The sequence below is a fragment of the Bradyrhizobium sp. USDA 372 genome, assembly GCF_053629095.1.
On record NZ_JBRJHR010000001.1, the window covers coordinates 1,711,625 to 1,738,249 of the forward strand.

General features: G+C 64.9%; 20 protein-coding genes. 4 read left to right on the forward strand and 16 right to left on the reverse strand.

Annotated elements, in window-relative coordinates; genetic code table 11:
• Nucleotides 1-37: 37 nt before the first annotated feature.
• The 8 genes from AB7M16_RS08375 to AB7M16_RS08410 all read right to left on the reverse strand — a co-directional run bounded on the left by AB7M16_RS08375 (nucleotide 38) and on the right by AB7M16_RS08410 (nucleotide 12,299).
• Entirely contained in the window at nucleotides 38-916 is an 879-nt protein-coding gene (locus AB7M16_RS08375; RefSeq protein WP_212255481.1) for an outer membrane protein, read from the reverse strand.
• Nucleotides 917-1,085: 169 nt separating this feature from the next.
• Nucleotides 1,086-2,603, reverse strand: coding sequence for a tripartite tricarboxylate transporter permease (locus tag AB7M16_RS08380; RefSeq protein WP_212255479.1), 1,518 nt, complete (start codon nucleotides 2,601-2,603; stop codon nucleotides 1,086-1,088).
• Nucleotides 2,604-2,615: 12 nt separating this feature from the next.
• On the reverse strand, nucleotides 2,616-3,158 hold the full coding sequence (locus tag AB7M16_RS08385) for a tripartite tricarboxylate transporter TctB family protein (RefSeq protein ID WP_212255478.1): 543 nt from the start codon (nucleotides 3,156-3,158) through the stop codon (nucleotides 2,616-2,618).
• 135 nt (nucleotides 3,159-3,293) lie between these two features.
• On the reverse strand, nucleotides 3,294-4,268 hold the full coding sequence (locus AB7M16_RS08390; RefSeq protein ID WP_271505347.1) for a Bug family tripartite tricarboxylate transporter substrate binding protein: 975 nt from the start codon (nucleotides 4,266-4,268) through the stop codon (nucleotides 3,294-3,296).
• Nucleotides 4,269-4,467: 199 nt separating this feature from the next.
• A complete protein-coding gene (locus tag AB7M16_RS08395) occupies nucleotides 4,468-8,376 on the reverse strand; it encodes a beta strand repeat-containing protein (protein WP_453943634.1) in 3,909 nt (1,302 codons plus the stop codon).
• A 578-nt stretch (nucleotides 8,377-8,954) separates the two neighbouring features.
• Nucleotides 8,955-9,752, reverse strand: coding sequence for an enoyl-CoA hydratase/isomerase family protein (locus tag AB7M16_RS08400; RefSeq protein ID WP_271505350.1), 798 nt, complete (start codon nucleotides 9,750-9,752; stop codon nucleotides 8,955-8,957).
• Between the two features lie 39 nt (nucleotides 9,753-9,791).
• Nucleotides 9,792-10,991: a pyridoxal-phosphate-dependent aminotransferase family protein gene (locus AB7M16_RS08405; RefSeq protein WP_453943635.1), complete on the reverse strand. Its 1,200-nt coding sequence runs from the start codon at nucleotides 10,989-10,991 to the stop codon at nucleotides 9,792-9,794.
• A 105-nt stretch (nucleotides 10,992-11,096) separates the two neighbouring features.
• A complete protein-coding gene (locus AB7M16_RS08410; RefSeq protein WP_453943636.1) occupies nucleotides 11,097-12,299 on the reverse strand; it encodes a pyridoxal-phosphate-dependent aminotransferase family protein in 1,203 nt (400 codons plus the stop codon).
• Nucleotides 12,300-12,433: 134 nt separating this feature from the next.
• On the opposite strand from AB7M16_RS08410, the gene AB7M16_RS08415 reads away from it, so the two are divergent.
• From AB7M16_RS08415 to AB7M16_RS08425, 3 genes are all read left to right on the forward strand, one after another.
• Entirely contained in the window at nucleotides 12,434-13,180 is a 747-nt protein-coding gene (locus tag AB7M16_RS08415) for a GntR family transcriptional regulator (protein WP_453943637.1), read from the forward strand.
• Nucleotides 13,181-13,283: 103 nt separating this feature from the next.
• Complete coding sequence (locus tag AB7M16_RS08420; protein ID WP_453943638.1) at nucleotides 13,284-16,253, forward strand: FAD-binding and (Fe-S)-binding domain-containing protein; 2,970 nt, start codon at nucleotides 13,284-13,286, stop codon at nucleotides 16,251-16,253.
• Nucleotides 16,246-16,674 (forward strand): GlcG/HbpS family heme-binding protein, encoded by a 429-nt coding sequence (locus tag AB7M16_RS08425; RefSeq protein WP_036007469.1) that lies wholly within the window; start codon nucleotides 16,246-16,248, stop codon nucleotides 16,672-16,674. Before AB7M16_RS08420 ends, AB7M16_RS08425 begins: the two co-directional genes overlap by 8 nt.
• Before the next feature lie 141 nt (nucleotides 16,675-16,815).
• Here the strand turns inward: AB7M16_RS08425 and AB7M16_RS08430 are convergent, their stop codons facing one another.
• On the reverse strand, nucleotides 16,816-17,598 hold the full coding sequence (locus tag AB7M16_RS08430) for an enoyl-CoA hydratase/isomerase family protein (protein ID WP_212255465.1): 783 nt from the start codon (nucleotides 17,596-17,598) through the stop codon (nucleotides 16,816-16,818).
• A 178-nt stretch (nucleotides 17,599-17,776) separates the two neighbouring features.
• Between AB7M16_RS08430 and AB7M16_RS08435 the strand changes: the two genes are divergently transcribed.
• Entirely contained in the window at nucleotides 17,777-19,150 is a 1,374-nt protein-coding gene (locus AB7M16_RS08435; protein WP_453943639.1) for a caspase family protein, read from the forward strand.
• Here AB7M16_RS08435 and AB7M16_RS08440 read toward each other — a convergent pair.
• The 7 genes from AB7M16_RS08440 to AB7M16_RS08470 form a co-directional block, all read right to left on the reverse strand.
• Nucleotides 19,123-21,249 carry a molybdopterin oxidoreductase family protein gene (locus AB7M16_RS08440; protein WP_453943640.1) on the reverse strand — a complete coding sequence of 709 codons (2,127 nt, stop codon included), beginning with the start codon at nucleotides 21,247-21,249 and terminating at the stop codon, nucleotides 19,123-19,125. The two genes, AB7M16_RS08435 and AB7M16_RS08440, sit on opposite strands and share 28 nt — an antisense overlap.
• Nucleotides 21,250-21,406: 157 nt before the next feature.
• A complete protein-coding gene (locus AB7M16_RS08445; protein ID WP_453943641.1) occupies nucleotides 21,407-22,213 on the reverse strand; it encodes an SDR family NAD(P)-dependent oxidoreductase in 807 nt (268 codons plus the stop codon).
• A 22-nt stretch (nucleotides 22,214-22,235) separates the two neighbouring features.
• Entirely contained in the window at nucleotides 22,236-23,528 is a 1,293-nt protein-coding gene (locus tag AB7M16_RS08450; RefSeq protein ID WP_453943642.1) for a TRAP transporter large permease, read from the reverse strand.
• The gene (locus tag AB7M16_RS08455; protein ID WP_260380052.1) at nucleotides 23,519-24,070 is read right to left on the reverse strand and encodes a TRAP transporter small permease; all 552 of its coding nucleotides are present in this window, start codon (nucleotides 24,068-24,070) and stop codon (nucleotides 23,519-23,521) included. Before AB7M16_RS08455 ends, AB7M16_RS08450 begins: the two co-directional genes overlap by 10 nt.
• Before the next feature lie 66 nt (nucleotides 24,071-24,136).
• Entirely contained in the window at nucleotides 24,137-25,108 is a 972-nt protein-coding gene (locus tag AB7M16_RS08460) for a TRAP transporter substrate-binding protein (protein ID WP_172785410.1), read from the reverse strand.
• Nucleotides 25,109-25,400: 292 nt separating this feature from the next.
• Entirely contained in the window at nucleotides 25,401-26,129 is a 729-nt protein-coding gene (locus tag AB7M16_RS08465; protein WP_172785411.1) for a Crp/Fnr family transcriptional regulator, read from the reverse strand.
• 278 nt (nucleotides 26,130-26,407) lie between these two features.
• Nucleotides 26,408-26,533: a hypothetical protein gene (locus AB7M16_RS08470; protein WP_260380053.1), complete on the reverse strand. Its 126-nt coding sequence runs from the start codon at nucleotides 26,531-26,533 to the stop codon at nucleotides 26,408-26,410.
• Nucleotides 26,534-26,625: the final 92 nt, after the last annotated feature.

Genomic DNA, 26,625 nt, shown 5'->3' on the forward strand with positions numbered 1-26,625 from the left:
CTTGTTGTTGACGCCTTGGTTGATCTCAGTACGTCGCTTAGTACTTGGCGACCACCGGGCCGGCGAATTGGTAGTTGATGCCGGCGCGCAGGATGTGGTCGGTGAAGCGCGACGAGACGCTCGCGCTGATCGGCAAGGCGGGTGACAAGCTGAACGGGCCGGACGAGAAGCGGCCGAGATCCATGTAGAGATATTCGAGCTTGGCGCTCCAGTTTTGCGTGATCTTGCCTTCGACGCCTGCGCCGACAGTCCAGCCGACGCGCGTCGTGGAGCTCGAGCCGACCGCCGCAATCGGGCCGAAGGGCGCGACAAGGCTGAAGCTGGAGATGGTGCCCGTGGTCTTGATCTCGCCGAAGGCCACACCGCCGGTGCCGTAGAACAGCACCTTCGGGGTCGCCAGGATGCCGACGCGACCGCGAACCGTCCCGAACCACTCGAGCTTCTGGTCGACCGTCAAGGTCGTACCGGCCAGGCCGCCAGGCGGAAGGAATGTAAAGGTGGGAAGACAGGGCCCGGCGACCGGCGCGGCGGCAGTGCCCACGCAGCTATAGCCGGCGCGGCCCTTCTCATCCGACCATTGCAGGTCGCCCTCGATGCCGAAGACCCAGTTGGAGCTCTGCCAGTTGTAGCCGGCCTGGCCGCCTGCGATGGCGCCGTTCATGTCGAACGAGGCGCTGGTGATGGAGCCGGCCGGCGGCACGATCACTGCACCAGTCGCTGTGTTGGTGTAGGTGACGTCGCTGCGCGAACGGCCCCAGCTGTAGCCGGCGTTGGCGCCGACATAGAAGCCCGTCCAGCTCCAGACCGGATCGACGATAGGCGCCTTGACATAGGGCTTTGCCGCGAGATCGGCGGCCAGCGCGCCGGTCGCAAACAGCGACATCGCGGCCGCCATTCCAATCACTATCCGCTTCATGGAGAATTCCCCCTTGCACGATCTTGTGATCGAAATATACGCGCATCCTCACCCAAGGGCTGTGCCGCCGCGGCAACATTCGGAAACAATCGAACCCGCGGTGGTATCCCGGCCGAAAAACCACCTTTGTGTTCAAGTCATTGATTTAAAAAAGATATTACTCCGCATCCTAGGGCGATGTCGTCCTGGTCCCATGCGTCAACCCGACACGGGCGAAGAGATTGTCGATCACCGGCCAGAACAGCAGCAGAATCGCCAAGGTTGTGATCGAGCCGACCAGGCCGTTCGACCAGAACACCTTCAAGGTGCCGCCGGAGCCGATCATCGACAGGCGGAAGGCATCCTCGGCACGGTTGCCGAGCACGAGCGCCAGGGTGAACGGCGCCAGCGGAATGCCGATCTTCTTGAAGACGTAGCCGACCACGCCGAAGCCGAGCATCAGCCAGATGTCGAACATCGCGTTCTGGATGGCATAGGCGCCGATCGCGCAGGACACCACGATCATCGGCGCCACCGCCGCGAACGGCACGCGCAGGATCGAGGCGAAGATCGGAACCGTCGTCAGCACCAGCACGAGGCCGACGACGTTGCCGAGATACATCGAGGCGATCAGCCCCCAGACGAAGTCCTTGTGCTCGACGAACAGCAGCGGCCCCGGATTGAGCCCCCACACCATCAATCCGCCGAGCAGAATCGCGGCGGTGCCAGAGCCGGGAATGCCGAGCGCCAGCATCGGCAGCAGCGCCGAGGTGCCGGAGGCATGCGCCGCCGTCTCCGGCGCGAACACGCCCTCGATGCGTCCCTTGCCAAAACCCTCGGGCTCCTTGGCGAAGCGTTTTGCCAGATTGTAGCCCATGAAGGAGGCCGCGATCGCACCGCCCGGGGTGATGCCGAGCCAGCAGCCGATGAAGGAGGAGCGCAGCAGCGTGACCCAATATTTCGGCAGGTCCTTCCAGACGCCGAGCACGACGCGCAGCGAGATGCTAGCCGCATGTCCGCGCAGCGCAAGGCGCTCCTCCATCGTCAGCAGGATCTCGCTGATGCCGAACAGGCCGATGACGGCAACCAGGAAGTTGATGCCGCGCAAGAGTTCCGGCGAGCCGAAGGTCATGCGCAGACTGCCGGAGACCGTATCCATGCCGATGCCGGCGAGCAGCAGCCCCAGCGACATCGAGATGACGGTCTTGTGCTTGGCCTCGCGCCCGAGGCCGACGAAGGAGCAGAAGGTCAGGAGATAGACCGCGAAGAACTCGGGCGGGCCGAATTTCAGCGCAAAGGACGAGATCATCGGCGCGAGGAAGGTGATCAGGAGCACCGCGACCAGCGAGCCGACGAAGGAGGAGGTGAACGCCGCTGTCAGCGCCTCCGCCGCCCTGCCCTGCTGCGCCATCGGATAGCCGTCGAAAGTGGTCGCGACCGACCAGGCTTCGCCCGGGATGTTGAACAGGATCGAGGTGATCGCGCCGCCGAACAAGGCGCCCCAATAGATGCAGGACAGCATCACGATGGCCGAGGTCGGGTCCATCGTGAAGGTGAGCGGCAACAGGATCGCAACGCCGTTGGGGCCGCCGAGCCCGGGCAGCACGCCGACGAAGATGCCGAGCACCAGCCCGACCATCATCAGCACGAGCGTCTTCCACGTCAGCAGGACGGCAAAGCCGTGGAGCAGGAGACCGAGAGCTTCCATCGCGCGGCGCCCCTAGCGGCCGAGGGCCGCTTCGAGCGGCCCCTTCGGCATGATGACGTCGAAGGCGACGTCGAAGGTGACGAACATGAGCGCCGTGAACGCGAACGCGGTGAGCAGCGACTTCCACAGCGCGATCTTTCCGACGAGCCGCATGAAGCCTGCGATCAGGAGAAAGCTCGCGACATAGAGGCCGAGGAACTGGGTCGCCAGGCAGAACAGCAGCGTCGGCACGAACACCGCCAGCACGCGGCGGCCTTGCGCGCGCGTGACGAAGGTCCCCGACGAGGCGCGCCGTGCCAGCAGCGCCGCGATCAGCCCGTAGAGGCTGCCGCCGGCGAGAATGACGGACAGATAGAACGGGAAATAGCCGGGCTCGGGCCCGGTCGCATCCCAGGATGCGCCGGTGCGCCAATTGTCGTAGCCGAGTGTGACCGCGAGCGCGAGCAGCAGGAGGCAGACGACGATCTCGATCGTGCCGGAAGAGACGACGGAAGGGGAATCGTCTTCGGGCGCGGTGGGATCCTCGACGACGATTTCGATATCGGTTTGGGACATGCGATGCCAGATCAAATGCGCTGTCATCATCCGCGAAAGCGGATGATCCAGTACGCCGTGCAGAAGCCGTCCTTCGCCGAATTCTGTGCAATACTGGATGCCCCGCCTTCGCGGGGCATGACGCGGAGGATGTGATTACTTCGCGACGAAACCGGCTTCCGTCATCAGCGACTTGTTCAGCGCATCGTCCTCCTCGAGGAACTGCACCATGTCCTTGCCGGTGAGGAAGATCGGCTTCAGCGCCTGCTTCTCCATGTACTCCTTGTATTCCGCCGTCTGCGTCACCTTGTGGAACAGATCGACGTAGAATGCCTGCTGCTCCGGCGTGACCTTGCCGGGCAGGAACATCGCGCGCAGCATCAGATATTGCACGTCGACGCCCTCCTCCTTGCAGGTCGGGATGTCGGCCCAGGACTGCGTGTCGGTCACCTTGGTCGTGTAGGAAATGCGCTCCCTGTCGAACACGCAGAGCGGCCGCACCTGGCCGGCGCGCCAGACTTCGAGATTTTCGGAGGGGTTGTTGACGTTGGCCTCGGTGTGGTTGCCGACCAACTGGGTCGCCGCCTCGCCGCCGGACTTGTAGGGCAGATAGGAGAATTTCGCGCCGGTCTTCTGCTCCAGGAACACGGTGAGCACATGGTCCTCGCGCTTGGAGCCGGTGCCGCCCATCTTGAACGGCGCGCTCGCGGCCTTCGCCGCCGCGACGAAGTCCTTCACCGTCTTGGGGCCCGCGCTGTTGTCCCACAGCACGAACTGGTCGAGCGCGACCACGGAGACCGGCGTCAGATCGCGCCAGTTGAACGGGATCTTCGCCGACAGCGGCAGCATGTAAATCAGCGAATAGGCGATCAGCACCTTGTTCGGATCGCCCTCGCTGGACTTCATGTACATCAGCGCTTCCGCACCCGAGGCGCCGCCCTTGAGCGAGACCACGATCGGCTGCTTCATCAGATTGTTCTTCTGGATCGCGGCCTGCATCATCCGCGCCATCTGGTCGGAGGCGCCACCCGCGCCCGCCGCCACCACGATCTCCACCGGTTTCGTCGGCTCCCAGCCCGCAACAGCCGGCGTGCCACAAACCGCCATTGCGAGCGCAATTGCGGCCTTCATTCCATGTCCCACGTGCGTCTTCCCTATCTTCTTGTTTGCATTGGAAATTCGGCGATGAATTCAGCGCCCATTGTGCTGGCGAATCCAGCCGAGTTCAAGCCATCCGGCGTCATCCCACTTATGACTTTGGAATGAGGGCGGCGCGGCGCTCGAAGGCGCGGGCCTGCCTGGGCCCGCGCCTCGCCGCGATGACTGGGATCTAGACGACCAATATGTCGTGCTGATTGAGCAGCACGCCGCTCTGCAGGGTGACCAAGGCGACCGCGGCGCCTTGCGTCCCGTCGGCGCTGAAATAGAGCGTCTGGCTCGCGGTGTCGAAGTGGAATTGGGAAGATCCCGAAAACACATCGTCGCCGGAAGCTTCGAACGTCACGTCCATCCCCGCCGTCAACCCGCCGCCGAACCCGCTCGCCGAAACCGCGATCCGGTCGTGCTCGGTGGTGTTGTTGAAATCGCCGACCGTGCTCGGACCGGACGGCTGCAGGAAGGCGAAGCTGTCGTCGCCACTGCCGCCCGTCATGACATTGCCGCTCGCGGTGGCGATCAGGACGTCGTTGCCGCCGCCCCCGCTCATCGTCTCCGTCCCGTTGGTGGCGATCAGGATATCGTCGCCGCCGGTGCCGGTCAGCGCGGTCGCGCCGGCCGCGTTGTTGACGATGGTCGCGGTGGCAATATTGGACGAGGTCGTGGTGCCGTCGGAGGTCGTGTAGCTGAACGAGCCGCCGAGCGTCGCGTCGTCGCCGAAGAAGGCATCGCCGAACTGGAAGGCGCTGCCGCCGGAGCTCGCCGTAATGGTGCCGAGCGACAAATGGTCGATGGTGTCGGGGTCGGTGTCGTTCATGGCGAGCGCCCAGCTCGGGATCTCGACCGTCGCGTTGGCGCCGACATCGGTGATGACGGTCTCGCCGACCGCACTCGGGGCGTCATTGGTGCCGATGATGGTGACGGTGACGTCCTGCGTGGTCGAGCCGCCATTGTTGTCGGCAATCGTCACCAGATAGTCCTGGGTCAGGGTCTGCCCCTGCGCCAGGAACTGGATGTCGGCATTGTCCACGGTGAAATGCCAGGCGACCGATCCCGTGCCGCCGGCCTCGCTGACCGGATCGAGCGAGAACGTGCCGACATAACCGCCGTCGCTCGGCACGAAGCTTGCGCTGTGCGTGTCGCCGGGGTCGACGTCGGAGAACGACAGCGCGCCTTGCGTGGATTCGGTGGCGGGTCCCGTCGCCGGACTGACATTGACGGAATCGAGGATCATGCCGGTGCCGTCGTCCTCGTAGGTGAACTGCAGCAGCGTCGAGGACAGCAAGCCGTCGCCGAGCACGTCGAAGGAATAGTGGTTGACGCCGGACGGCACGTTGGCGAGCGACAGGATGGTCACGCCGTCCCACGACACCGTGAACGGCGCGTTGACGCTCTCGGGGTCGCCGATGACGTCGAAGCTGACGAAATAGTGCTGGCCCGGTGTGGTCGCGACGTTCTGCGACAGCGTTTCCGGGCTGCTGTTCGCCAGCAGCTCGACCGAATAATGGCCGAAGCTGCCGCCGAGCTCGAGCTGCGTGACGCGGATGTGTCCGCCGCCGCTCACCGTCCAATTGGCGAAATTGCCGGTCTCGAAATCGCCGTTGAGGATCACCGGCGGGCCGGCGTCCTCGGTGACCGAGCCGCTGAGATTGGCCGCCGTGACAAGCGGGTTGTCGTTGGCACCGGCGATGTCGAAGGTCAGCGTGGTCGAGGCCTGATGGCCCTGGCCGTCATCGACGGTGAAGGTGAACTGGTCGGTGACGCTGTCGCCGGCGAGAAGCGCGTCGACCGAAGCATCCGCGACATAGCCGTAGGAGCCGTCGGCGTTGAGGACCAGCGTTCCATGCGCACCGGCCACCGCAACGCCGACATTGGCGGCGCTGCCGTTGACCTCGGTCACGGTCCGCGGCGTGCTCAAATCCACCGGCTGCGTGATGTCGAAGATGGCCCCCGTCGCGATCGCCGTGCCGGCATCCGGGCCCGCGGTATCGGACGCTGCAACCGTCAGCGGCGTCAGGACCAGCGGATCGGCCGCACCATCGATGGTGACGGTGACGGTCTGGGCCGAATTGATGAAGCCGTCCCAGACGTTGACGGAATATTGCACTGTCAGCGTCTCGCCGAGGCTCAGGAAATCGAGATCGGCATCGGCGATGCTGAAGGTCCAGTCGACGCTGCCGGAGCCGGTGCCGGTGGAATCGTGCAGCACGGTGGCGAGCGCCGATTGCAGGTCCACCAGAGTCTGCGCCGGGACGGCGAAAGGATTGGCCGACCACACCGCGGAATCCAGCACGACGCTGACCGAATGCGTGTCGGACAGATCGACGTCGCCAAAGCTCAGCGTGCCCGTCGGCACCGGGCTCGTCGTGTCGGGCGACGGCGACCCGGTCACGCCCGGCTGCTCGGACAGCGCGGCGGATCCCGGTCCGCTCGTGATCACCGGCGCGTCGTTGGCGCCGCTGATGGCGACGGAGACGGTCTGGGTCGCGCTGGTCGAGCCGTCCGCGACCGTGATGTCGTAGGTCACCGTCAGCGTCTCGCCAGCGGCGAGATAGTCGAGATCCTGATCGGCAATCGCAAAGTCCCAATCGATGCTGCCGCTGCCGGTGCCGGTGGAATCGTGCAGCGTCGTCGTCAGCGCCGCCGCGAGATCGGCCTGCGTCGCGGCAGGCGGCGTCGGCCCCGAGACCGAGTCCAGCGTCGCCGTCACCGTGTGCGTGTCGCTGGTGTCCGCGTCGGTGAAGGCCAGCGTGCCGGCCGGACTGGTTGGTGTCGTGTCGAGGACCGGGGAGCCGGTGGTGGCGTCCTGCTCGGCCACGGTCGAGGATTGCGGTCCACTCGTGATCACGACCGGCTCGTTGACGCCGAGGATCGTGATGGTGACGTCCCGGGTGGTGGCGGCTCCGGAGGGATCGGTGACGGTGACGTGATAGACGAGCTCGAGCGTCTCGCCGCCGTTGAGGAAACCGGCCGAGGAATTTGGAAACGCGAAATTCCAGTCGACCTCGCCGATCAGATGACCGGTCGAATCCTGGAGCGAGGTGCCGAACGCGGCGAGCAATTGCGCATTCGTCAGGGGTATCGCGCCGCCGCCGGAACGGCTCGCCGTGACCGTCGTCGAGACGATATGCGCATCGGCAAGATCGATGTCGGTGAAGACCAGGCTGTCATGCGCGGTGAGATTGCCGGCCGGGTCGACATTCTGATCCTCGACGAGAGCGGCCGATTCCGGGCACGACAGGAACAGCGGCCGGTCGTTGGTGCCGACCACCGTCACGGTCACCGTCTGGGTCGAGACTCCGCCGGCATGATCGTCGAGCCGCACGGTGTAGGTGATGTCGAGATGCTGGCCCGCGGCCAGATAATCGAAGGCGAGATCGGGCGCGGAGAAGGTGGTGTTGATGGTTCCGGTCGAGGAGCCGGAAGCCTTGACGACGTTGTCGACATGGAAGAACGACATCAGCTCGGCAGTGCCGAACGGCCCCGGCAACAGACCCGCGGTGGCACCGGAGGCGGAGACGGCCGTCACGGTCGCGGTGTGCCCGGTGTTGGCGAGATCGTCGTCGGTGAAGTTGAGCGCGACGTGAACCGTGTCGGGCGAGAGCGACAGCGTCTGATTGGTCTGCTCGGTGACGGTCGCCGCCGTCGTCATGTTGATGGCCGGCTTGTCGTCGGTGCCGGTGACGGTGATCTTGACCGTCTGGATGGCGAAGCCGCCGTGATTGTCGAACACCTTGATGTCGTAGGTCAGGACCAGCGTCTGGTTCTTGGCGAGGAAATCGAAATCTTCGTCCGCGTCGCTGAAACTCCATTTGAGCTGGCCCGAGCCGTTTGCATCGCTCAGGATCTGCGATTGCATCGCGGTCTGGAAATGCGCGAGCGACGCCGCCGGGACGATCGTTCCGCCTGATACCACCGCGGAATGCAGCGTCGCCGACGTCGTATGGGTGTCGGTCCTGTCGCTGTCCCTGAAGCTCATCGTCCCGGACAGCGTGTGCAGCGAGGTTGAATCGTTGAGGTTGGCGAATTCGGTGAAGCTGCCCGTTGCGGACGACGAGGTGAAAACCGGCGTGTGGTTGGTCATGGAAAAATCCCTGCCTGCGTTGCCATGGAGGCGCCGCCGCAGGTCAATGCGGCGACGTGACTAATCGGTCTGAGAAATCAGACGAGACTCGACGGTCTTGCATCAAAGCGATGGCTTAAGGGGTCTTGGTTCAGGACCTTTGGTTGCTCGCGAGACCGAGCCTGGGGTCGGGATGGCCAGCAATGAATTCTGGCGCGGCTCGCGTGGTCGAAATTACGTCGCTAGATCTACAGTTCAATTTCAGTTCAATGACGTCTGGTTGCAGCACGGCCGGTCAGAACGCCCTCACGCAATTCACGTCACTCAATGTGGATGGAAGCCAAGATCACTTGCTTGCCGGCCGTTCGACAGGAAAAAACTTCAGAAGATGGAATGCAACCTGCGCGATCTTATGCATGAGCCTCTCGCGCCGTCAACGTGGCCGTGCAGATTCGGGCGCACGCAATCGCCGTTCCGAACAGTGGAACCGTTTGATGGATTTGTGACAATTGCGATCTGCAGCGACCGCCGACGGTTGACGTCCAGCAATTTGCCTGGCGCGCCGCGTCCGGCACGGCGCAGGTCGGACTGAGGCGGGGCTACTTGCCCTTCCAGACCGGCGCCCGCTTGTTGAGGAAGGCGTCCATGCCCTCGCGGAAATCTTCGCTCATATAAGCCTTGAGGATCAGGTCCTCGCCTTCCTCGCGCGACAGCGTGCGGCGGATGCGACGCACTGCTTCCTTGGTCGCTTCCAGCGTCAGCGGCGCGTGGCTGGCGACGAGCTTTGCAGTCTCGTCGGCGCGGCGCTGCAGCGTCTCCACGTCAGGCACGACCTCATTGAGCAGGCCGAGCGCCAGAGCCTCCGGCGCCTCGACCAGGCGCGCCTTGAAGATCAGGTCCTTGGTGCGGGCAGGACCGACCAGCGCGACCACGCGGCTGACGTTCGACATCGACAGGCAATTGCCGAGCGTGCGCGCGATCGGAAAACCGATCCGCGTCGTCTCGGTGCCGATGCGAAGATCGCAGCAGGCCGCAATGCCCGCGCCGCCGCCGGTGCAGGCGCCGGCGATCGCCGCGATCACCGGCACGCGGCACTGCTCCAGCGTGCCGAGCACGCGGTCGATGCGCGCCTCGTAGTCGAGCGCATCCTGCGCGGTCTTGAAGGCGCGGAATTGCGAAATGTCGGTGCCGGAGGCAAACGCCTTGTCGCCCGCGCCGGTCAGGATCAGCGCCTTGATCGAACGATCGGCGTTGATCTCCTCGCAGATCTCCGCCATGCGGTCATACATGGCGAAGGTCATGGCGTTGCGCGCCTGCGGGCGGTTGAAGGTGATCCGCGCGATGCCGTCCGTGACGGAGTAGAGCAGGTCTTCGTTGGTCGTCGTCGGTGCGTTCATCGCGCGCTCACTTTCTTCACTAGTTCAGTCAGGCTGCCTTTAGGCAACCTGAGCCTTGGTCATCGGCACCACGTCGCGTCCCTTCAGGACGTCCATGGCCGCAAGCACGCCGCCGCTTCGGTGCGGGATCTTTGCAAGGTCGAGGCCCATCTCGACGCCTGCGAGCGTGCCCATCAGCATCAGATCGTTGAAATGGCCGATATGGCCGATGCGGAACACCTTGCCCTTCACCTTGTTCAGGCCGGTGCCGAGCGACATGTCGAAGTTTTCCAGCACAACCTTGCGGAAGGCGTCGGCATCAAAGCCCTCGGGCACGCGAACGCCGGTCAGCGCCGGAGAATGCGCGGCGGGATCGGCACATTGCGTCTCCAGGCCCCAAACCTTGACCGCAGCGCGCGTCGCGGCGCTGTGGCGCTTGTGGCGAGACCAGACGTTCTCCAGCCCCTCCTCCTCCAGCATCTTCACCGCCTCGCGCAGGCCGTAGAGCAGGTTCGTCGCTGGCGTGTAGGGGAAGGTGCCGAGCTTGTTGAAGCTGATGACCTCCTGCCAATCCCAGTACGAGCGCATGCCCGGATTGGCCTTGGCGACCGCGAGTGCCTTCTCCGAGACGGCGTTGAAGCCGAGGCCCGGCGGCAGCATCAGGCCCTTCTGCGAGCCGGCGACCGAAACGTCGATGCCCCAGGCATCGTGCTCATATTCCATCGAGCCGAGGCCGGAGATGGTGTCGACCATCAACAGCGCCGGATGTTTGACACGGTCGAGGATCTTGCGCACCTCCAAGGGAGGAGTCACGCAGCCGGTCGAGGTCTCGTTGTGCACGACGCAGACCGCCTTGATCGCGTGCTGCTTGTCGGCGGCAAGGCGCTTCTCGATCTCGGCGAGGTCGGCGCCATGGCGCCAGTCGCTCGGGATGAAGTCGACGTCGAGCTTGAACTTGTCGGCAATGCCGCGCCAGAGCACGGCGAACTGGCCGGTCTCGCACATCAGGACCTTGTCGCCAAGCGCAAACACGTTGACCGTCGCCGCTTCCCAGGCGCCGGTACCGGACGAGGGGAAGATGATCACGGGCTGCTTGGTGCGGAACACGCGCTGCATCGCGGCAAGCACGGCAAAGCCGAGCTCGGCGAACTCCGGACCGCGATGGTCCAAAGTCGGCATGTCCATCGCCCGCAGCACCCGATCGGGCACATTGGTCGGTCCTGGAATCTGTAGGAAATGCCTTCCAGTATGCACGGTCATCGGCGTCCTTCCCGGTCTTGCCTTGAATTTGATGGGCGCCGAATAGCACTATTTGACCGGCTTGTCCCCTCCTCCAAAGGGCCGTTCGGGGATGGCGGACCACCTTTAGGTGCCGACGATCTTCAGGTGCGGGCCGGCATTGCCCTGCGGGCGCTGCTCCAGCAGCTTCATGGCGACATCGACGCCGCCGGAGCGGTGCGGCACGCCGGCCACCGACAGGCCCATCTCGACACCGCTGAGCGCGCCGAGCAGCGTCAGCGCATTGCATTCGCCGAGATGGCCGATGCGGAAGACTTTTCCGGCAACTTTCGACAGGCCCGAGCCGAGCGACATGTTGTAATTGTCGAGCACGACTTTCCGGAACTGATCGGCATCATGCCCCGGCGGCATCAGCACCGCGGTCAGCACCGGCGAGAACTCCGAAGGCTCCCGGCAGAGCACTTCGAGGCCCCAATGATTGACGGCGGCCCGCGTCGCGGCGGCGAGCCGCTGATGCCGCGCAAAAACATTGTCGAGCCCCTCCTCGAGCAGCATCGCGATCGCCTCGCGCAGGCCGTAGAGCAGATTGGTCGCGGGTGTATAGGGGAAGAAGCCCTTGGCGTTGGGCTTGAGCATCTCCTCCCAGTCGAAATAGGAGCGCGGCATCTTGTTGGTCTTGGATGCAGCCAGCGCCTTCTCCGAGATCGCGTTGAAGCCGAGGCCGGGCGGCAGCATGAAACCCTTTTGCGAGCAGCTGACGCTGACATCGACCTTCCACTCGTCATGACGATAGTCGACCGAGCCGAGCGAGGAGATGGTGTCGACCATCAAGAGCGCCGGATGCGACGCGCGGTCGATAGCGGCGCGGATCTCGGCGATGCGGCTGGTCGCGCCGGTCGAGGTCTCGTTGTGCACGACCATGACGGCCTTGATGGTGCGCGCGGTGTCCTCGGAGAGCTTGGCCTCGATCACCGCCGGATCGGCGCCGCGGCGCCAGTCGCCCGGGACGAAATCGACCTCGATGCCGAAGCGGCCGGCCATCTGCCGCCACATCGTGGCGAAGTGGCCGGTCTCGACCATCAGCACCTTGTCGCCTGGCGACAGCGTGTTGACGATCGCAGCCTCCCAGGCGCCGGTCCCTGACGAAGGGAAGATCACCACCGGCCCTTTGGTCTGAAAGATCTTCTGGCTGCCTTCGAGCACGGTCCGGCCGAGCTCGCCGAATTCGGCGCTGCGGTGGTCGATGACGGGCATGTCCATCGCGCGCAGGACGCGCTCGGGGACCGGGCTCGGGCCCGGAATCTGCAGGAAATGGCGTCCCTGAGACATGAAAAGCTCCCTTTCGGCGAGTTAAGGCCCACTCTATCGCCTATTTTGCATTCATTTTTTGTCCATTCAATCGAAATCTGGTATTCGATTGCGGAGCGTCGACGCGACCAATCCGGCAAACTACTGTGCTGCAGATGAAATCCACGATTCCCGACACCGGGGTTCCGATCACCCCGCCCGCCGGCACCGGCGATCGCCAGGAAAACCGTCACGAGGCCTCGCTGCATGGCGAGATCCTGCTGCGGCTGCGCGACTACGTGGTCGAAGGCAATATTCCCGAAGGCGCGCGCGTTCCCGAGCGGCAGCTCTGCCAGATGCTCGGCATCTCCCGCACGCCGTTGCGCGAGGCGCTCAAGGTGCTCGCCGCCGAGGGCCTGATCGAGCTACTACCCAACCGCGGCGCACGGGTGCGCCAGCTCAGCCAGCGCGACCTGGAAGAACTGTTCGACGTCATGGCGGGACTGGAAAGCCTGGCTGGGCGCCTCGCCTGCGAAGCCATCACGGATGCGGAAATCACGGCGATCGAGCAGCTGCATTACGAGATGTATGGCCATTATCTGCATCGCGACATGCACGGCTATTTCCAGGCCAACCAGCGCATCCACGAGAGCATTGTCGCGGCCGCGCGCAACGAGACGCTGAAGATTGCCTACGCCAATTTCGCCGGCCGGATCCGACGCGTCCGCTACTCCGCCAATTTCGCCCGCAAGCGGCAGCGCTGGGCGGAAGCCATGCGCGAGCACGAGGCCATCCTCGATGCACTGCGCCGGCGCGCCGGTAGCGAGCTCAGCGACATCCTGTTCCAGCATCTGCGCAACAAGCGGACGGCCGCGATCGAGCACCTGACCGAGCCCCAAGAGGGCGCGCCGGCACTGCCTTGAGGGCGCCTGGCTTGCTCATTTTGCATTCACAATATAAGCGGTCAGGAATCGTAATGAATAACTCAGCGAGGCTGAGCCTCGCCGGGTCAGTCCGGGATCAGGGATGACGAACGCCTCCTCGCTCGAACGGCGCCTGCGGTCGGAATTGACCGGCGACGTCCTGTTCGACGGCTTCAGCCGCGGCCGTTACGCCACCGACGCCTCGTTCTACCAGATCATGCCATCAGGCGTGGTGGTCCCCAAGACCATGGACGAGGCCTTGCGGGCGCTGGCGATCGCACGCGACGAGGGGCTGAAGGTCACCCCGCGCGGCGGTGGCACCTCGCAATGCGGCCAGACCGTCAATGACGGGCTCGTGGTGGATCTCTCCAAGCATCTCAACCGCATCCTGTCGCTCGACGTCGAGGGCCGGACCTGCGTGGTCGAGCCCGGCATCGTGCTCGACGATCTCAACCGCCAGCTCAAAAAGCACGGCCTGTGGTTTCCGGTCGACGTCTCCACGGCGTCGCGCGCCACCATCGGCGGCATGGCCGGTAACAATTCCTGCGGCGGCCGTAGCCTGCGCTACGGCACGATGCGCGACAACACGCTCTCGATGGAGGCATCGCTCGCCGACGGCACGCTGAGCCGTTTTGGCGAGGTCTCGCGCGATCTCTCCGACCTCGCGGCCGGCGACAGCATCCGCGCGCTGTTCCGCGACATGCTCGACCTCGGCACCCGCGAGGCCGACGAGATCGCCGCGCGCTTCCCGAAGGTGCAGCGCCGCGTCGGCGGCTACAATCTCGATGCGCTGGTGCCGCGCAATGCGCCGAACAACATGGCGCATCTTCTGGTCGGCTCGGAAGGCACCCTCGCCTTCACCACCAAGGTCGAGCTGAAGCTGTGGCCCGTGATCCGCAACAAGGCGCTCGGTGTCTGCCATTTCGGCAGCTTCTACGAGGCGATGGACGCGGCCCAGCATCTGGTCAAGCTGAAGCCGATCGCAGTCGAGCTGGTCGACCGCACCATGATCGCGCTCGGCCGCGACATCGCGATGTTCGCACCCGTCATCTCCGCGGCAATCAAGGGCGATCCGGATGCCGTGCTGGTGGTCGAATTCGCCGAAGAGGACCAAGCCGACAATCTGGTGCGCCTCAAGCAGCTTACGGAGCTGATGGGCGATCTCGGCTTCGGCTGGAACAACGACACGCGCAAATGGGGTGGCGTTGTGGAGATCACCGAGCCGGCGCTGCAGAGCGGAATCGCCGATTTCCGCGCGGCCGGGCTCAACGTCATGATGTCGATGAAGCAGGAGGGCAAGCCGGTTTCCTTCGTCGAGGACTGCGCCGTTCCGCTGCCGCATCTCGCCGACTACACCGCGCGGCTGAACGAAGTCTTCGCCAAGCACGGCACCAGCGGCACGATGTACGCTCACGCCTCGGAGGGCTGCTTGCATGTGCGCCCCGTTCTGAACCTGAAGCTGGAGAAAGACGTCAAGGCGATGCGGGCCATCGCCGAAGAGGCGTTCGCGCTGGTGCGCGAGTACAAGGGCTCGCATTCCGGCGAGCATGGCGACGGCCTGGTGCGCTCCGAGTTCCACGCAACGATGTTCGGCGAGCGTCTCGTCGCCGATTTCAGGGAGGTGAAGCAGCGCTTCGATCCCGCCGGCGTGCTCAATCCCGGCAAGATCGTCGATGCGCCCAAAATGGACGACCGCTCGCTGTTCCGCTTCAAGCCGGATTATCGCGTCGCTGAGCTCAAGACCAAACTCGACTGGTCGGCTTATCCCGGCGCCGGCGGCGGCTTCCAGGGCGCGGTCGAGATGTGCAACAACAACGGCGCCTGTCGCAAGCTCGAGGGCGGCGTGATGTGCCCGTCCTATCGGTCCACGCGCAACGAGAAAGACGTCACCCGCGGCCGCGCCAACACGCTGCGGCTTGCGATCTCGGGCCAGCTCGGCCCTGATGCGCTGTCGTCGGACGAAATGATGGAGACGCTCAAACTCTGCGTCTCCTGCAAGGCCTGCCGCCATGAATGCCCCACCGGCGTCGACATGGCCAAGATGAAGATCGAGGTGCTCGCGGCGCGCGCCGCCAGCCGCGGCCTGACGCTGCGCGACCGGCTGGTCGGATATCTACCGCGCTATGCCGGCCTTGCTTCGCGCTTCGCGCCGCTGGCGAATTTGCGCAACAGCAGCCCGCTGTTGCGAAAACTGTTCGAGCGCTTCGCCGGCATCAGCGCGCGCCGGGCGCTCCCCGCCTTCCGCAGCGATGTGTTCGTACCGCCCGCCGAAAGCATTGGCCCGGAGACCGGCCGCGAGGTCGTGCTGTTCGCGGACACTTTCAATCGAATCTATGAGCGCGAGAACCTGGACGCAGCGCTGCGCGTACTCACGGCTGGCGGCTATCGCGTGCATCTACCAAAACCTGCGAGCGGCAGCCGTCCACTGTGCTGCGGTCGCACGTTCCTCTCGGCCGGTCTCGTCGACGAAGCCAAGGCGGAGCTCGACCGGCTGGTCTCGGCTTTCGCGCCGTTCGCGGCACGCGGCGTGCCGATCGTCGGGCTCGAGCCGAGCTGCCTGTTGACGCTGCGCGACGAGCTCGCTTCGCTGCGCAAGGACAACGATGCCAGGGCGGTCGGCGCCCATGCGCTGACCTTCGAGGAGTTCCTGGTGCGCGAGGCCGAGGCCGGAAGATTGCGACTGCCGCTCGGCATTGTCGCGGACAAGGCCATCGTGCACGGCCATTGCCATCAAAAATCCTTCGGCGCCTTCAAGCCGGTCGAGCAGGTGCTGCGCCTCGTCCCGGGCCTTGAGGTCAAGACCATCGAATCGAGCTGCTGCGGCATGGCCGGAGCGTTCGGCTATGGTGCGGATACCTACGATGCGTCGATCGAAATGGCCGAGTTGTCGCTGCTGCCGGCCGTGCGACGCGCGGACCCGGATACGCTCGTCGTCGCCGATGGCACCTCATGCCGGCACCAGATCCGCGACGGCACGAAGCGCGAAGCGCTTCACGTCGCGCGCGTGCTGGCCATGAGCCTCGATCGCGCCAAGTCCACTCCTCCAGCTGCAAAGGAAACCAGCCATGGCTGACCTCACCCTCGACACCGCCCGAAAAATCCTCGACGCTGCCTTCGCGAAGGCCGGCGAGCTCAAGCTGAAGCCGCTGGTCGTGACCATTCTCGATGCCCGCGGCGTGCTCAAGCTCGCGGCGGCGCAGGACGGCACCAGCCTGATGCGCGCCGAGATTGCGCATGGCAAGGCCTATGGTGCCCTCGCGATGGGCATGGGCTCGCGCGCTTTGTTCCAGCGCGCGCAGGAGCAGGCCTATTTCATCGATGCCGTGAACACGATTGCCAAGGGCGCACTGGTGCCGGTCCCCGGCGGCGTGCTGATCATGGACGGCACGACCTTGCTCGGCGCGGTCGGTGTCTCCGGCGACACGTCCGACAATGACGAGGCCTGCGCCGTGGCTGGCATCCAGGCGGCGGGGCTGAAGGCGAACGCGGGGTGAGGTGCCGTAGGGTGGGTTAGCACTGTGGGCGCGCAAAGCGCGGCCCGCAGGGCGTAACCCACCGCTTCTCCTTCCGCGGTAACAGATGGCGGTGGGTTACGCTTCGCTAACCCACCCTACGAACTGCGCGCAAGACTGCTCTCACCTCCCCGTCCAGACCGGCTTCCGCTTCTCGCTGAACGCTTTCAACCCTTCCTTGGCGTCCTCGGTCATCGCGAGCAGCGCGATCTGGCTTTCGGTGTAGGCGATGCTCTCGTCGAACGACATCGAGGCGATCGCGCGCATGGCGTATTTGCCGCGGCGGATCGCGGTCGGTGATTTGTCGACGATGCGGCCGATCAGCCAGTCGACCTTGGCGTCGAGCTCGGCGGCAGGCACGACATAGTTGAGCAGGCCTGCGGCCTGCGCGGCCTTGGCGTCGAACGGCTCGCCCGTGAGCGCCCATTCGTTGACGAGGCGGGGCGGCGCGATGCGCTGGAGCAGGCTCAGCACCTGCATCGGGAACACACCGACCTTCACCTCCGGCAGGCCGAAGACGACGTGATCGGCCGCAACCGCCATGTCGGTCATGCAGAGCAGGCCCATGCCGCCGGCCATGCAGACGCCGGCGACCCGCGCGATGGCGGGCTTGGTGGCGTTCTGTGACAAACGTAACAGATCGGCATAGTCGACATTTGGTTTAGAATGATCCATCGCGAAAGCCGCGCCGGAATTCTGCAAGTCGGCGCCCGCGCAGAACGCCTTGTCGCCCGCGCCCGTCAGCACGATGACGCGGACGTCCTTGTCGTCATGCGCATCGCGATAGGCTCTTGTGATGCCGGCGATGACCTCGCCGTTCAGCGCGTTGCGTTTCTCCGGCCGGTTGATGGTGATCCAGAACGCCTGCCCGCGCTTCTCGGTGATGACAGCTGTGGGGTCGGTCATGGCATGCTCGCTTGCTTGGTCCCGTTTTGCAGCCATTTGCGGCAGGTCGGGCCGCGCGCGCAAGGGCAATCTGCAAGGTCGCGTCACCATAGCGTGTGGGCGCAACTTCGCTTCGCGATTGAATTGGGGCTTGCGCGCGCTATCCTGACCGGAGATTTGATCACCGATGAGCCATTTCATGCGTGCCGCATTCATGTTGTTGCTGGCAGGACTGGTCGTGCTGAGCGGCGGTGCCGCATGTCCTGCGGCCGACGCCGCGAAGATCGCGCTGGTGATCGGGAACGCGAAATATCCCGACAATGAGTTCGTCCTCAGCGACGTCGCCAACGATGCCCAGGACGTCGCCGAGGAGTTGAAGCGCAGCGGCTTTGTCGTCGACAGGCAGAGCAATATCACCGGCGATGCCATGCGGCAGGTGCTGGGCCGCTTCTATGACCGCATCGAGCGCGGCGCGGTGGCGCTGATCTTTTTCGACGGCTTTGCCATCCAGTCCAATCGTCAGACCTATCTGCTGCCGGTCGACGCCCAGATCTGGACCGAGCCGGACGTCTCGCGCGACGGCTTCAGCCTCGACACCATCCTCGCCGAGATGAACACGCGCGGTGCCGCGATCAAGATCGCGCTGATCGACGCCTCCCGCCGCAACCCGTTCGAGCGGCGCTTCCGCCGCTATTCGGCCGGCCTGGCACCGGCGATCGCACCGAGCAATTCGCTGGTGCTCTACTCCGCCGCGCTCGGCGCCGTCACGGCGAGCGGCAAGACCGATCGCAGCCCGTTCATCGCCGAGCTGCTGCGCGAAATGCGCGCGCCGAACATCAGCGCCGAGCAGGCCCTGACCAACACCAAGAACGGCGTCGTTGCCGCCACCAACCGCGAGCAAGTGCCCTGGCTGGCCTCCTCGCTGACGACGGACTTCTCGTTCGCAAGCGCGGCGACGCGGCCGCGGGACGACACGGCCCCGACCAAGCCGGAGGCGCAGACAATCGAGCCGCAGAAGCCAGTCTGCGAGGTGCCCCAGGCGGAGCCCGCTCCGAATGCGGACGAGCTGGCACGAGATCCCGTCATCGCCGATCTCAGTCGCAAGATCACCGCCAACGCCAACGATGCCATCGCGCGCTACAAGCGCGGCCAGGTCTACGCGATCAAGCGCGCCTATGCGCTTGCGATGCCGGATTTCGACGCGGTGCTCCGCCGCGCGCCCAAGGACGCGGAAGCCTTGAACAATCGCTGCTGGACCCGGGCTGCGACCGGTGACCTGCAAGGCGCGCTCGCCGACTGCAATCTGGCGCTCCAGATCAACCCGGGCTTGAGCGATGCACTCGACAGCCGCGGGCTCGTCAACCTCAAGCTCGGGCGCACCGCCGAGGCGATCAAGGATTATACCGACGCGATCCAGCGCAACCCGCGCTCCTCATCCTCGCTGTTCGGCCGCGGCATCGCCGCGCGCAGAAACGGCGGCGACGGCGCCACCGACATCGCGCAGGCGAAGTCGATGAACCCGAACATCGCGAAGGAATTCGCAGGCTACGGCGTGACGGAATGCGCGCCCTGAGCTGAGGCCGCCTTCCTGATCCAGACCTTGTTGTCGTGGAACGCCGCGCCGCCGATCGGCGCGATGGTGTCCGCGCCCGTCAGCATGTTGATGCCGCGCCCGCCGATGTGGTTGCTGTTGGGATGAACGGATTCGGCGATCAGGACGCCGCGCCGCACGCCCTCGAACAGCGTCGCCATCAGCGTGGTCTCGCCGCGGCCGTTGCCGAGCGTCACCGCATCACCATCGGCGATGCCGAGCGCGGCCGCGTCGAGCGGGTGGATCATCACGCTGGCCCTGCCCTCGCGTGCCTGCGAGGACGGCGTCTCGTTGAAGGTGGTGTTGAGGAAGCTGCGCGACGGGCTGGTCGCAAGCCGGAACGGATGGGCCTGGTCGGTGTGCTCGATCACCGCCCAATGATCCGGCAGATCGGGCATCTTGTCGACATCGCCCATGAGCTGGCCGAACGGCGGATGGGCCCAGTCGGCTTTGAAATGGAATTTGCCGTCGGCGTGAGCGAAGCCGTCGAGATAATGCGAGGTGCGGAAATCCGGCTGCAGATCGCGCCAGAGGTCGGCTTCGAGGCCGGCGATGTCGCCGTGATTGCTCAGCTGCAGCGTGGCGTCGATCAATTCGCGCGGGGTCATCTCGAAGCCCGGATGCCGGGCGCCGAGCCGCGGCGCCAGCGCCTGGAGCACCTCGTGATTGGAGCGGCATTCACCGGGCGGGTCGATCAGCTTCGGCCCGACCGAGATGTGCTGATGGCCGCCGCCGTAATAGAGGTCGTCATGCTCCATGAACATGGTCGCCGGCAGCACGATGTCGGCCATCTGCGCCGTCTCGGTCATGAACTGCTCGTGCACCGCCACGAACAGATCCTCGCGCGCAAAGCCCTGCCGGACCAGCGCCTGCTCTGGCGCCACCGTCATCGGATTGGTGTTCTGGATCAGCATCGCCTTGACCGGGCCCTTGCCCTGCAGAGCTTCGGCGTCGCCGGTAAGGATGCGTCCGATCTGCGACTGGTCGAGCGCGCGCGTCGACTTGTCGATGGCGTCGTGGCCCTCGATGATGGATTCGTTGAAGTGCCACAGCGCATAATTGTTGAAGAAGGCGCCGCCGCCTTCATACTGCCAGGCGCCGGTCACCGCGGGAATGCAGAGCGCCGCATGCATCTGCGTGGCGCCGTTGCGCGAGCGGGTGAAGCCGTAGCCGAGGCGCAGGAAGGTCCGCTTGGTCTCGCCGACGGCCTTGGCAAACGCCTCGATCTCCGACACCGGGACGCCGCAAATGGCCGAGGCCCATTCCGGCGTGCGCGTCTTGAGATGCGTCTCGAGCTCGGCCGGGCAATCGGTGTATTTGTCCATGTAGGCGCGGTCGGCATAGCCGTCGCGGAACAAGACATGCATGACGCCGCAGGCGAAGGCGCCGTCGGTGCCGGGCCGCAGGATGATCTTGATGTCAGCCTGCTTCATGGTGTCGTTGTCGTAGATGTCGACCGCCGCGATTTTCGCGCCGCGCTCCTTGCGGGCGCGCGAGGCGTGCGTCATCACGTTGACCTGGGTGTTGACGGGATTGGTGCCCCAGATCACGACGAGATCGGACAGCGCCATCTCGCGCGGGTCGACGCCGGCGATCTTGCCGGTACCGATCGCAAAGCCGATGCGCGCAACATTGGCGCAGATGGTCTGATAGAAGCGCGAATATTTCTTCACGTGCGTGAGACGGTTGAGCCCGTCGCGCATCACGAGGCCCATCGTGCCGGCGTAGTAATAGGGCCAGATCGATTCCGCGCCGAACTCGCGCTCGGCCTGGTTGAAGCGGTCCCCGATCTCGTCCAGCGCCTCGTCCCAGGAGATGCGTGCGAACTGACCTGAGCCTTTGGGGCCGGTGCGGCGCAGCGGATAGATCAGCCGCTCGGGGTGATGGATGCGCTCGGCATAACGGGCGACCTTGGCGCAGACGACGCCGGCGGTGTAGGTCTGCTTTTTCGAACCGCGGACCCGGCCGATGCTGCGGCCGTCGACCACCTCGACATCGAGGGCGCAGGCCGAGGGGCAATCATGCGGGCAGGTCGAATGGCGGATCTCGATCTTGGTGTTGATCTTGGCGTGCTGGTTCATGTCCCAGTTCGTAACACCAAAATACCAGCCAGCCGAGCGCATTTATCCGGCAAGCCCCATGCGATTTGATCAAGGCGCGCGCCGGAGCTTCCTGCTGCGGTTGCGAAGGAAGCCCAGCCGGTTGGCCGCGCTACGTACAACCCAAGCTGCGCTTTCGCTATTTGTGCAACTGGGTGAGACCGGTTGGCGGACCGTCGACCGCGGTCCAGCCGCCGTCGACGAACAGCGTGCTGCCGCTGACATAGCTCGCCGCATCCGAGGCGAGATAGGCGACGGCGGTTGCGACCTCGTCGGCGCTGCTCCAGCGGTTGAACACGGTGTGGCCGGCGTAGAGATTGTAGATCTCGGGCCGCTGCTTGAACGGGCCGGTCAGCGCGGTCTCGGCGATGCTCGGGGCGATCGCATTGACGCGCACGCCGGCGTGCCCGACCTCGGAGGCAAAGCCCTTCACCAGGAGGCCGATCGCCGCCTTGGTGGAGCCGTAGATGCCGAGACCGGGCTCGATGGTCACCGCGCGGACCGAGGAGCAGGCGATGATGCTGCCGCCCTTCTGCGCGACCATGATGCGGCCGAAGGCCTGGAAGAAAAAGACCGTGCCCTTGACGTTGAGGTTGAGAACGCGGTCGAGATCCTCCTCGGTGTAGTCGAGGATGGTCTTGCGGATGTTGAGCCCCGGTGTCGTCACGGCGATGTCGAGCCGCGGAAATTTCTGCATCACGGTTTTCGCGAGTGCGTCGACGTCCGCGGCGCTCGCGGCGTTGCAAGCCGCCGCCTCCGCCCAGCCGCCCTTGTCGCGAATGCCGGCGGCGGTCGCCTCCGCTGCGTCGAGCGCGCGATCGGCGCAGACGACGCGGGCACCGAGATCCGCAAGCGCCTCGGCCGACGACTTGCCGATGCCGGATGCGGCGCCGAGGACGAGCGCGGTCTTGCCGGTGAGATCAAAGAGCTTGCGATAGTCCGTCACTGACAAAGTCTCCCTGGTGCTGCTAGCCCTTGTAGCCCATCAAGAGGCGCGGCAGCCACAGCGAGAATGCAGGGACGTAGGTCACGAACATCAGTGCTGCGATGAGCGCAGCATAGAACGGCAGGATGGTGCGCATCACCGCGCCGACCGAGATGCCGCCGATGGCGCAGCCGACGAATTGCGTCGTTCCGACCGGCGGCGTGTTGAGCCCGAGGGCGCAATTGATCAGCATCAGCATGCCGAACTGCACCGGATCCATGCCCGCCTTCATCGCGATCGGCAGGAAGATCGGGGTGCAGATCAGGATGGTCGCGGCCATGTCCATGAACGTGCCGAGCACGAACAGGATGATGTTGATGAGAAGGAAGATCACCCAGGGCTGCGTCGACACCTTGCTCATCATCGCGCCGGCGAGATCCGCCACCTCGTAAAGTCCCATCAGGTACTGGAACATGGTGGAGACGCCGATCAGCAGCAGCACCACCCCCGTCGTCTTCACCGCCTTGGCGGCGGCGCGCAGGAAGTTGCCCCAGGTCATGGTGCGGTAGATGAAGAAGGTCAGCAGGATCGTGTAGGTGACGGCGATGGCCGCCGATTCGGTTGCCGTGAAGACGCCGGACAGGATGCCGGCCAGGATGATGCCGACGATCAAGAGCCCCGGCAGCGCGGCCGCCAGCGAGCGGACGACCTCGGCCCAGCCCGGGAACTTGCCGGCCGGATAGCCGCGCCTCACCGCGACCGCGTAGGCGGCGACCAGCATGCAGACCATCAGCACCAGGGCCGGTAGGAGACCGGCGGCGATCAGCGCGCCGATCGAGACCTTGCCGCCAGCCGCCAGGGCATAGATGATCATGTTGTGGCTGGTCGGCATCAAGGCGCCCACGAGCGAGGCGTGGGTGGTGACGTTGACGGCGTAGTCGGTGTCGAAGCCTTCCTTCTTCATCATCGGGATCATCACCGCGCCCATCGCCGACACGTCGGCCACGGGGGAGCCCGAGACGCCGCCGAACAGCGTGCAGGCGACCACGTTCGACATGCCGAGACCGCCGCGGATGTGCCCGACGAGGTTCTTGGCGAGCTGCACGATCTTGTCGGCGACGCCGCCGTGCAGCATCAGCTCACCGCTGAAGACGAAGAACGGAATGGCGAGGAAGGAGAAGATGTTCATCCCCGACATCATCTGCTGGAAGATGACGGCGACCGGCAGCCCCTCGTAGAGGATGGTGCAGATGGCCGACAGCCCGATCGCGAAGGCGACCGGCACGCCGAGGATGAGGAAGCCGAAGAAGGTGGCGCCGAGGATGATCAGTTCCATGACGGGACGACCTCTTCGCCGCGCAGGAGTGCAATGATGTGCTCGATGGAAAATGAGACGATCAGGATGCCGGAGGCGATCAGCGGCACATAGCGGATCACCTCGGGCAGGCCGAGATTGGGGATCTTCACGGTGCCGACCGACGCACCGAGGATCCAGCCGTTATAGGCCATGGCAAGGCCGAACACGGCGACCAGAACGTGGATCACGATCTCGATCTTCTCCCGCACGGGATCCGAGAGCATGACCAGCAGGCTGTCCATGCCGATATGCCCGGCATCGCGTACGCCGACGGCGGCGCCGATCAGCGTGACGTAGAGAATCAGGACCAGTGCCAAATTCTCGGTCCAGGTCGGGCTGGAGTTGAGCACGTAACGTCCGAACACCTGGTAGAAGACGATGGCGACGATGACGAGCAGCCCGGTCACCGACAGGTACATGCCAAGGCGCGCGATGGGGGCATTGATCCGCGACAGCAAGCCGGTGGACGGGCGTGCCGCTACGGCCCCCTGCTCGTGACTTGCGACGTGTGGGTCTGTCATCCCGCGCCTCCTTCCGGGGTCCGGTGCCGCCTCGCGGCGACGCCGGACCCGATCCCCTGACTTGTCTTACTTCGTGTCCTGGATGCGCTTGACGAGGCTCTGCAGCTTCTCGTCGCCGGCGAACTTCTGGTAGACCGGCTTCATCGCATCGACGAACTCCGCCTTGTTGCCGATCGTGATCACCTGGACGCCGGCGGCCTCAACGGTCTTGCGGGCGGCCTGCTCGCGCGCGTCCCAGAGCTTGCGCATCACGGGCACCGATTCCTTGGCGGCCTTGCGGACCATCGCCTGGTCCTCCTTGCTCAGCGTGTCCCAGACCTTTTTCGAGATCACGAGAACTTCGGGCGCGAGGGAGTGCTCGGTGATGTTGTAGAACTTGGCGGCTTCGAAGTGACGGGAGGATTCGTAGGACGGCCAGTTGTTCTCGGCAGCGTCCACGAGGCCGGTCTTGAGCGCAGTGTAGACCTCGCCATAGGGCATCGGCGTCGGGTTGGCCCCGAGGCTCTGGATCATGCCGACCCACAGGTCGGATTGCTGGACACGGATCTTCAGGCCCTTCAGGTCGGCCAGCGATTTGACCGGCCCCTTGACGGTGTAGATCGAGCGCGCGCCGCTGTCGTAATAGGCAAGGCCGACCAGACCCGCGGGCTCCATGGCTGCCAGGATCTCATCGCCGATCGGACCGTCGAGCACGGTGCGCATGTGCTGCGTATCCCGGAAGACGAAGGGCAGGCACAAGGCGATGGTCTCGGGCACGAAATTGTTCAGCGGCGATGCGTTGATCCGCATCATGTCGAGCGCGCCGATCTTGAGTTGCTCGATCGTGTCCTTCTCCGAGCCCAGGGCGCCGTTCGGAAACACCTTCACGCCGAGCTTGCCGCCGCTCGCCGCCGCGAGCTGCTGGCCCATGAACTTGACCGCCTCGACGGTCGGATAATCGGCGGGGTGAACGTCGGCGGAGCGGAAATCGCGCGCGGTGGCCAGGGGTGCTGAGACCGCCAGTGCAACGGCTGTGATGATACCGGTGAGCGTCTTCATTTGGGCTTTCCTCCTGGGTTGATGAATTAATTATATCGTTGTCGGCCCGGCTGCAGGCCGCCTTGGGTCGCTCCGCTTCAGGTGTGAAGTCAAGCGCCAATGTCGTCCCTAGGGCGGGCGGCATTCTCTGTCCAAGCCAAATCCGGCATCGATCGATGCAAGACTTGCATCGATCGATTTCTGGCGCAATTCGCACTATGGTGGGTATGGCGGGCTGGCTCGACATCGCTGGCCCGGGCCTCCGAGGGCTGGACCCGCCCGGTCGCCATCATCGACATTTAGGCCCGAGGGATCACTCGCCGTCGAGGCCGCTCTCGGCGAGCTCGCGCAGCGCGTCGGTATCCAGCACGACGATGGCGCCATGCTCGAGGCGGACCCAGTTTCGGCCGGCCCAGGCACGCAATTGCTTGTTGATGCTCTCGCGCGTCATCCCGACCATCTCGCTGATCTCCTGCTGCGTGATGGCGAGCGTACCGCTGCCCGAATCGAGCTTGCGCTCTTCAGTGAGACCTAGCAGCGCACTGGCAAGCCGGCCCGGCAAATTCTGCAGGATCACCTGCTCGACCTGCTGACTGGTCCAGCGCAGACGCGCGCACAGCAGCTCGATGAATTTCATCGCCAGCGCCGGCTGGCTCTTCACGAACGGCAGGAAGTCCCGGCGATCGATGACGTAGAGCTCGCAATTGGTATTGGCGGTCGCATCCGCCGACCTGGGCGCGCCGTCGAGCACGGCGATCTCGCCAAAGATCTCTCCCGGACCGATCAGATTGAGGATCGCGTTCCGTCCGTCAGGCGAGGAGGAGGAAATCTTCACCGTGCCAGAAATCACCGCGAACAGATTGTTGCCGGGATCGCCCTTGGCTGCGATCGTCGCGCCACGCTTGACGTTGGTGTGCTTGGCGTAGCGGCAAAGCTGATCGAGCGCCTCCGGCTCCAGATCCGCGAAGATCGGGTGCTTGCGCAGGACCGATAGTTTGTTGCCCGCCTGTTGTCGGGGGTCGCCGGTCTTGTCCTGAGGCACGCCGGAGCTCCTAAGACTACGAGGCATCGAGTTCCTGCGTAGTCAACGTTACCAGGCATTTCAACCGGAAAGCACGCGCTCGATTTGAGCCAAATGCCACGAAAAGGCCAAGTAACGTCGGAAGTCAGCAGCCGAAAGCTGCGGCGATGCGTCTTCTTCGACGCAGAGTTGCGGATTACGCAAACCGCGATTGCGTCGAGACGCTGCCGAGGGCCAGCGGCCGCCTGGGCAAGTATCGGCCCTGGCGCGCTGGACTCGGACCTAGACCTGAAGAAGCTTCAGAGCCTGGAATCCGGATCGAGCCGGCCCGCGCCGGTTTGCCGGTCGGCCCAAGCCAAAGCTACGGCGAACGCGACGAAGATCGCGACGACGATAACGGTCACCAGCAACGCGTCAGCAGGCATCATCCCCTCCCGGATTTGTCTCCGGCATTATTTTGCGGGGCATGGCCGCCGTCATTGATCGGGATCAAATTGCCGCGAGCGTCGCGGACAGG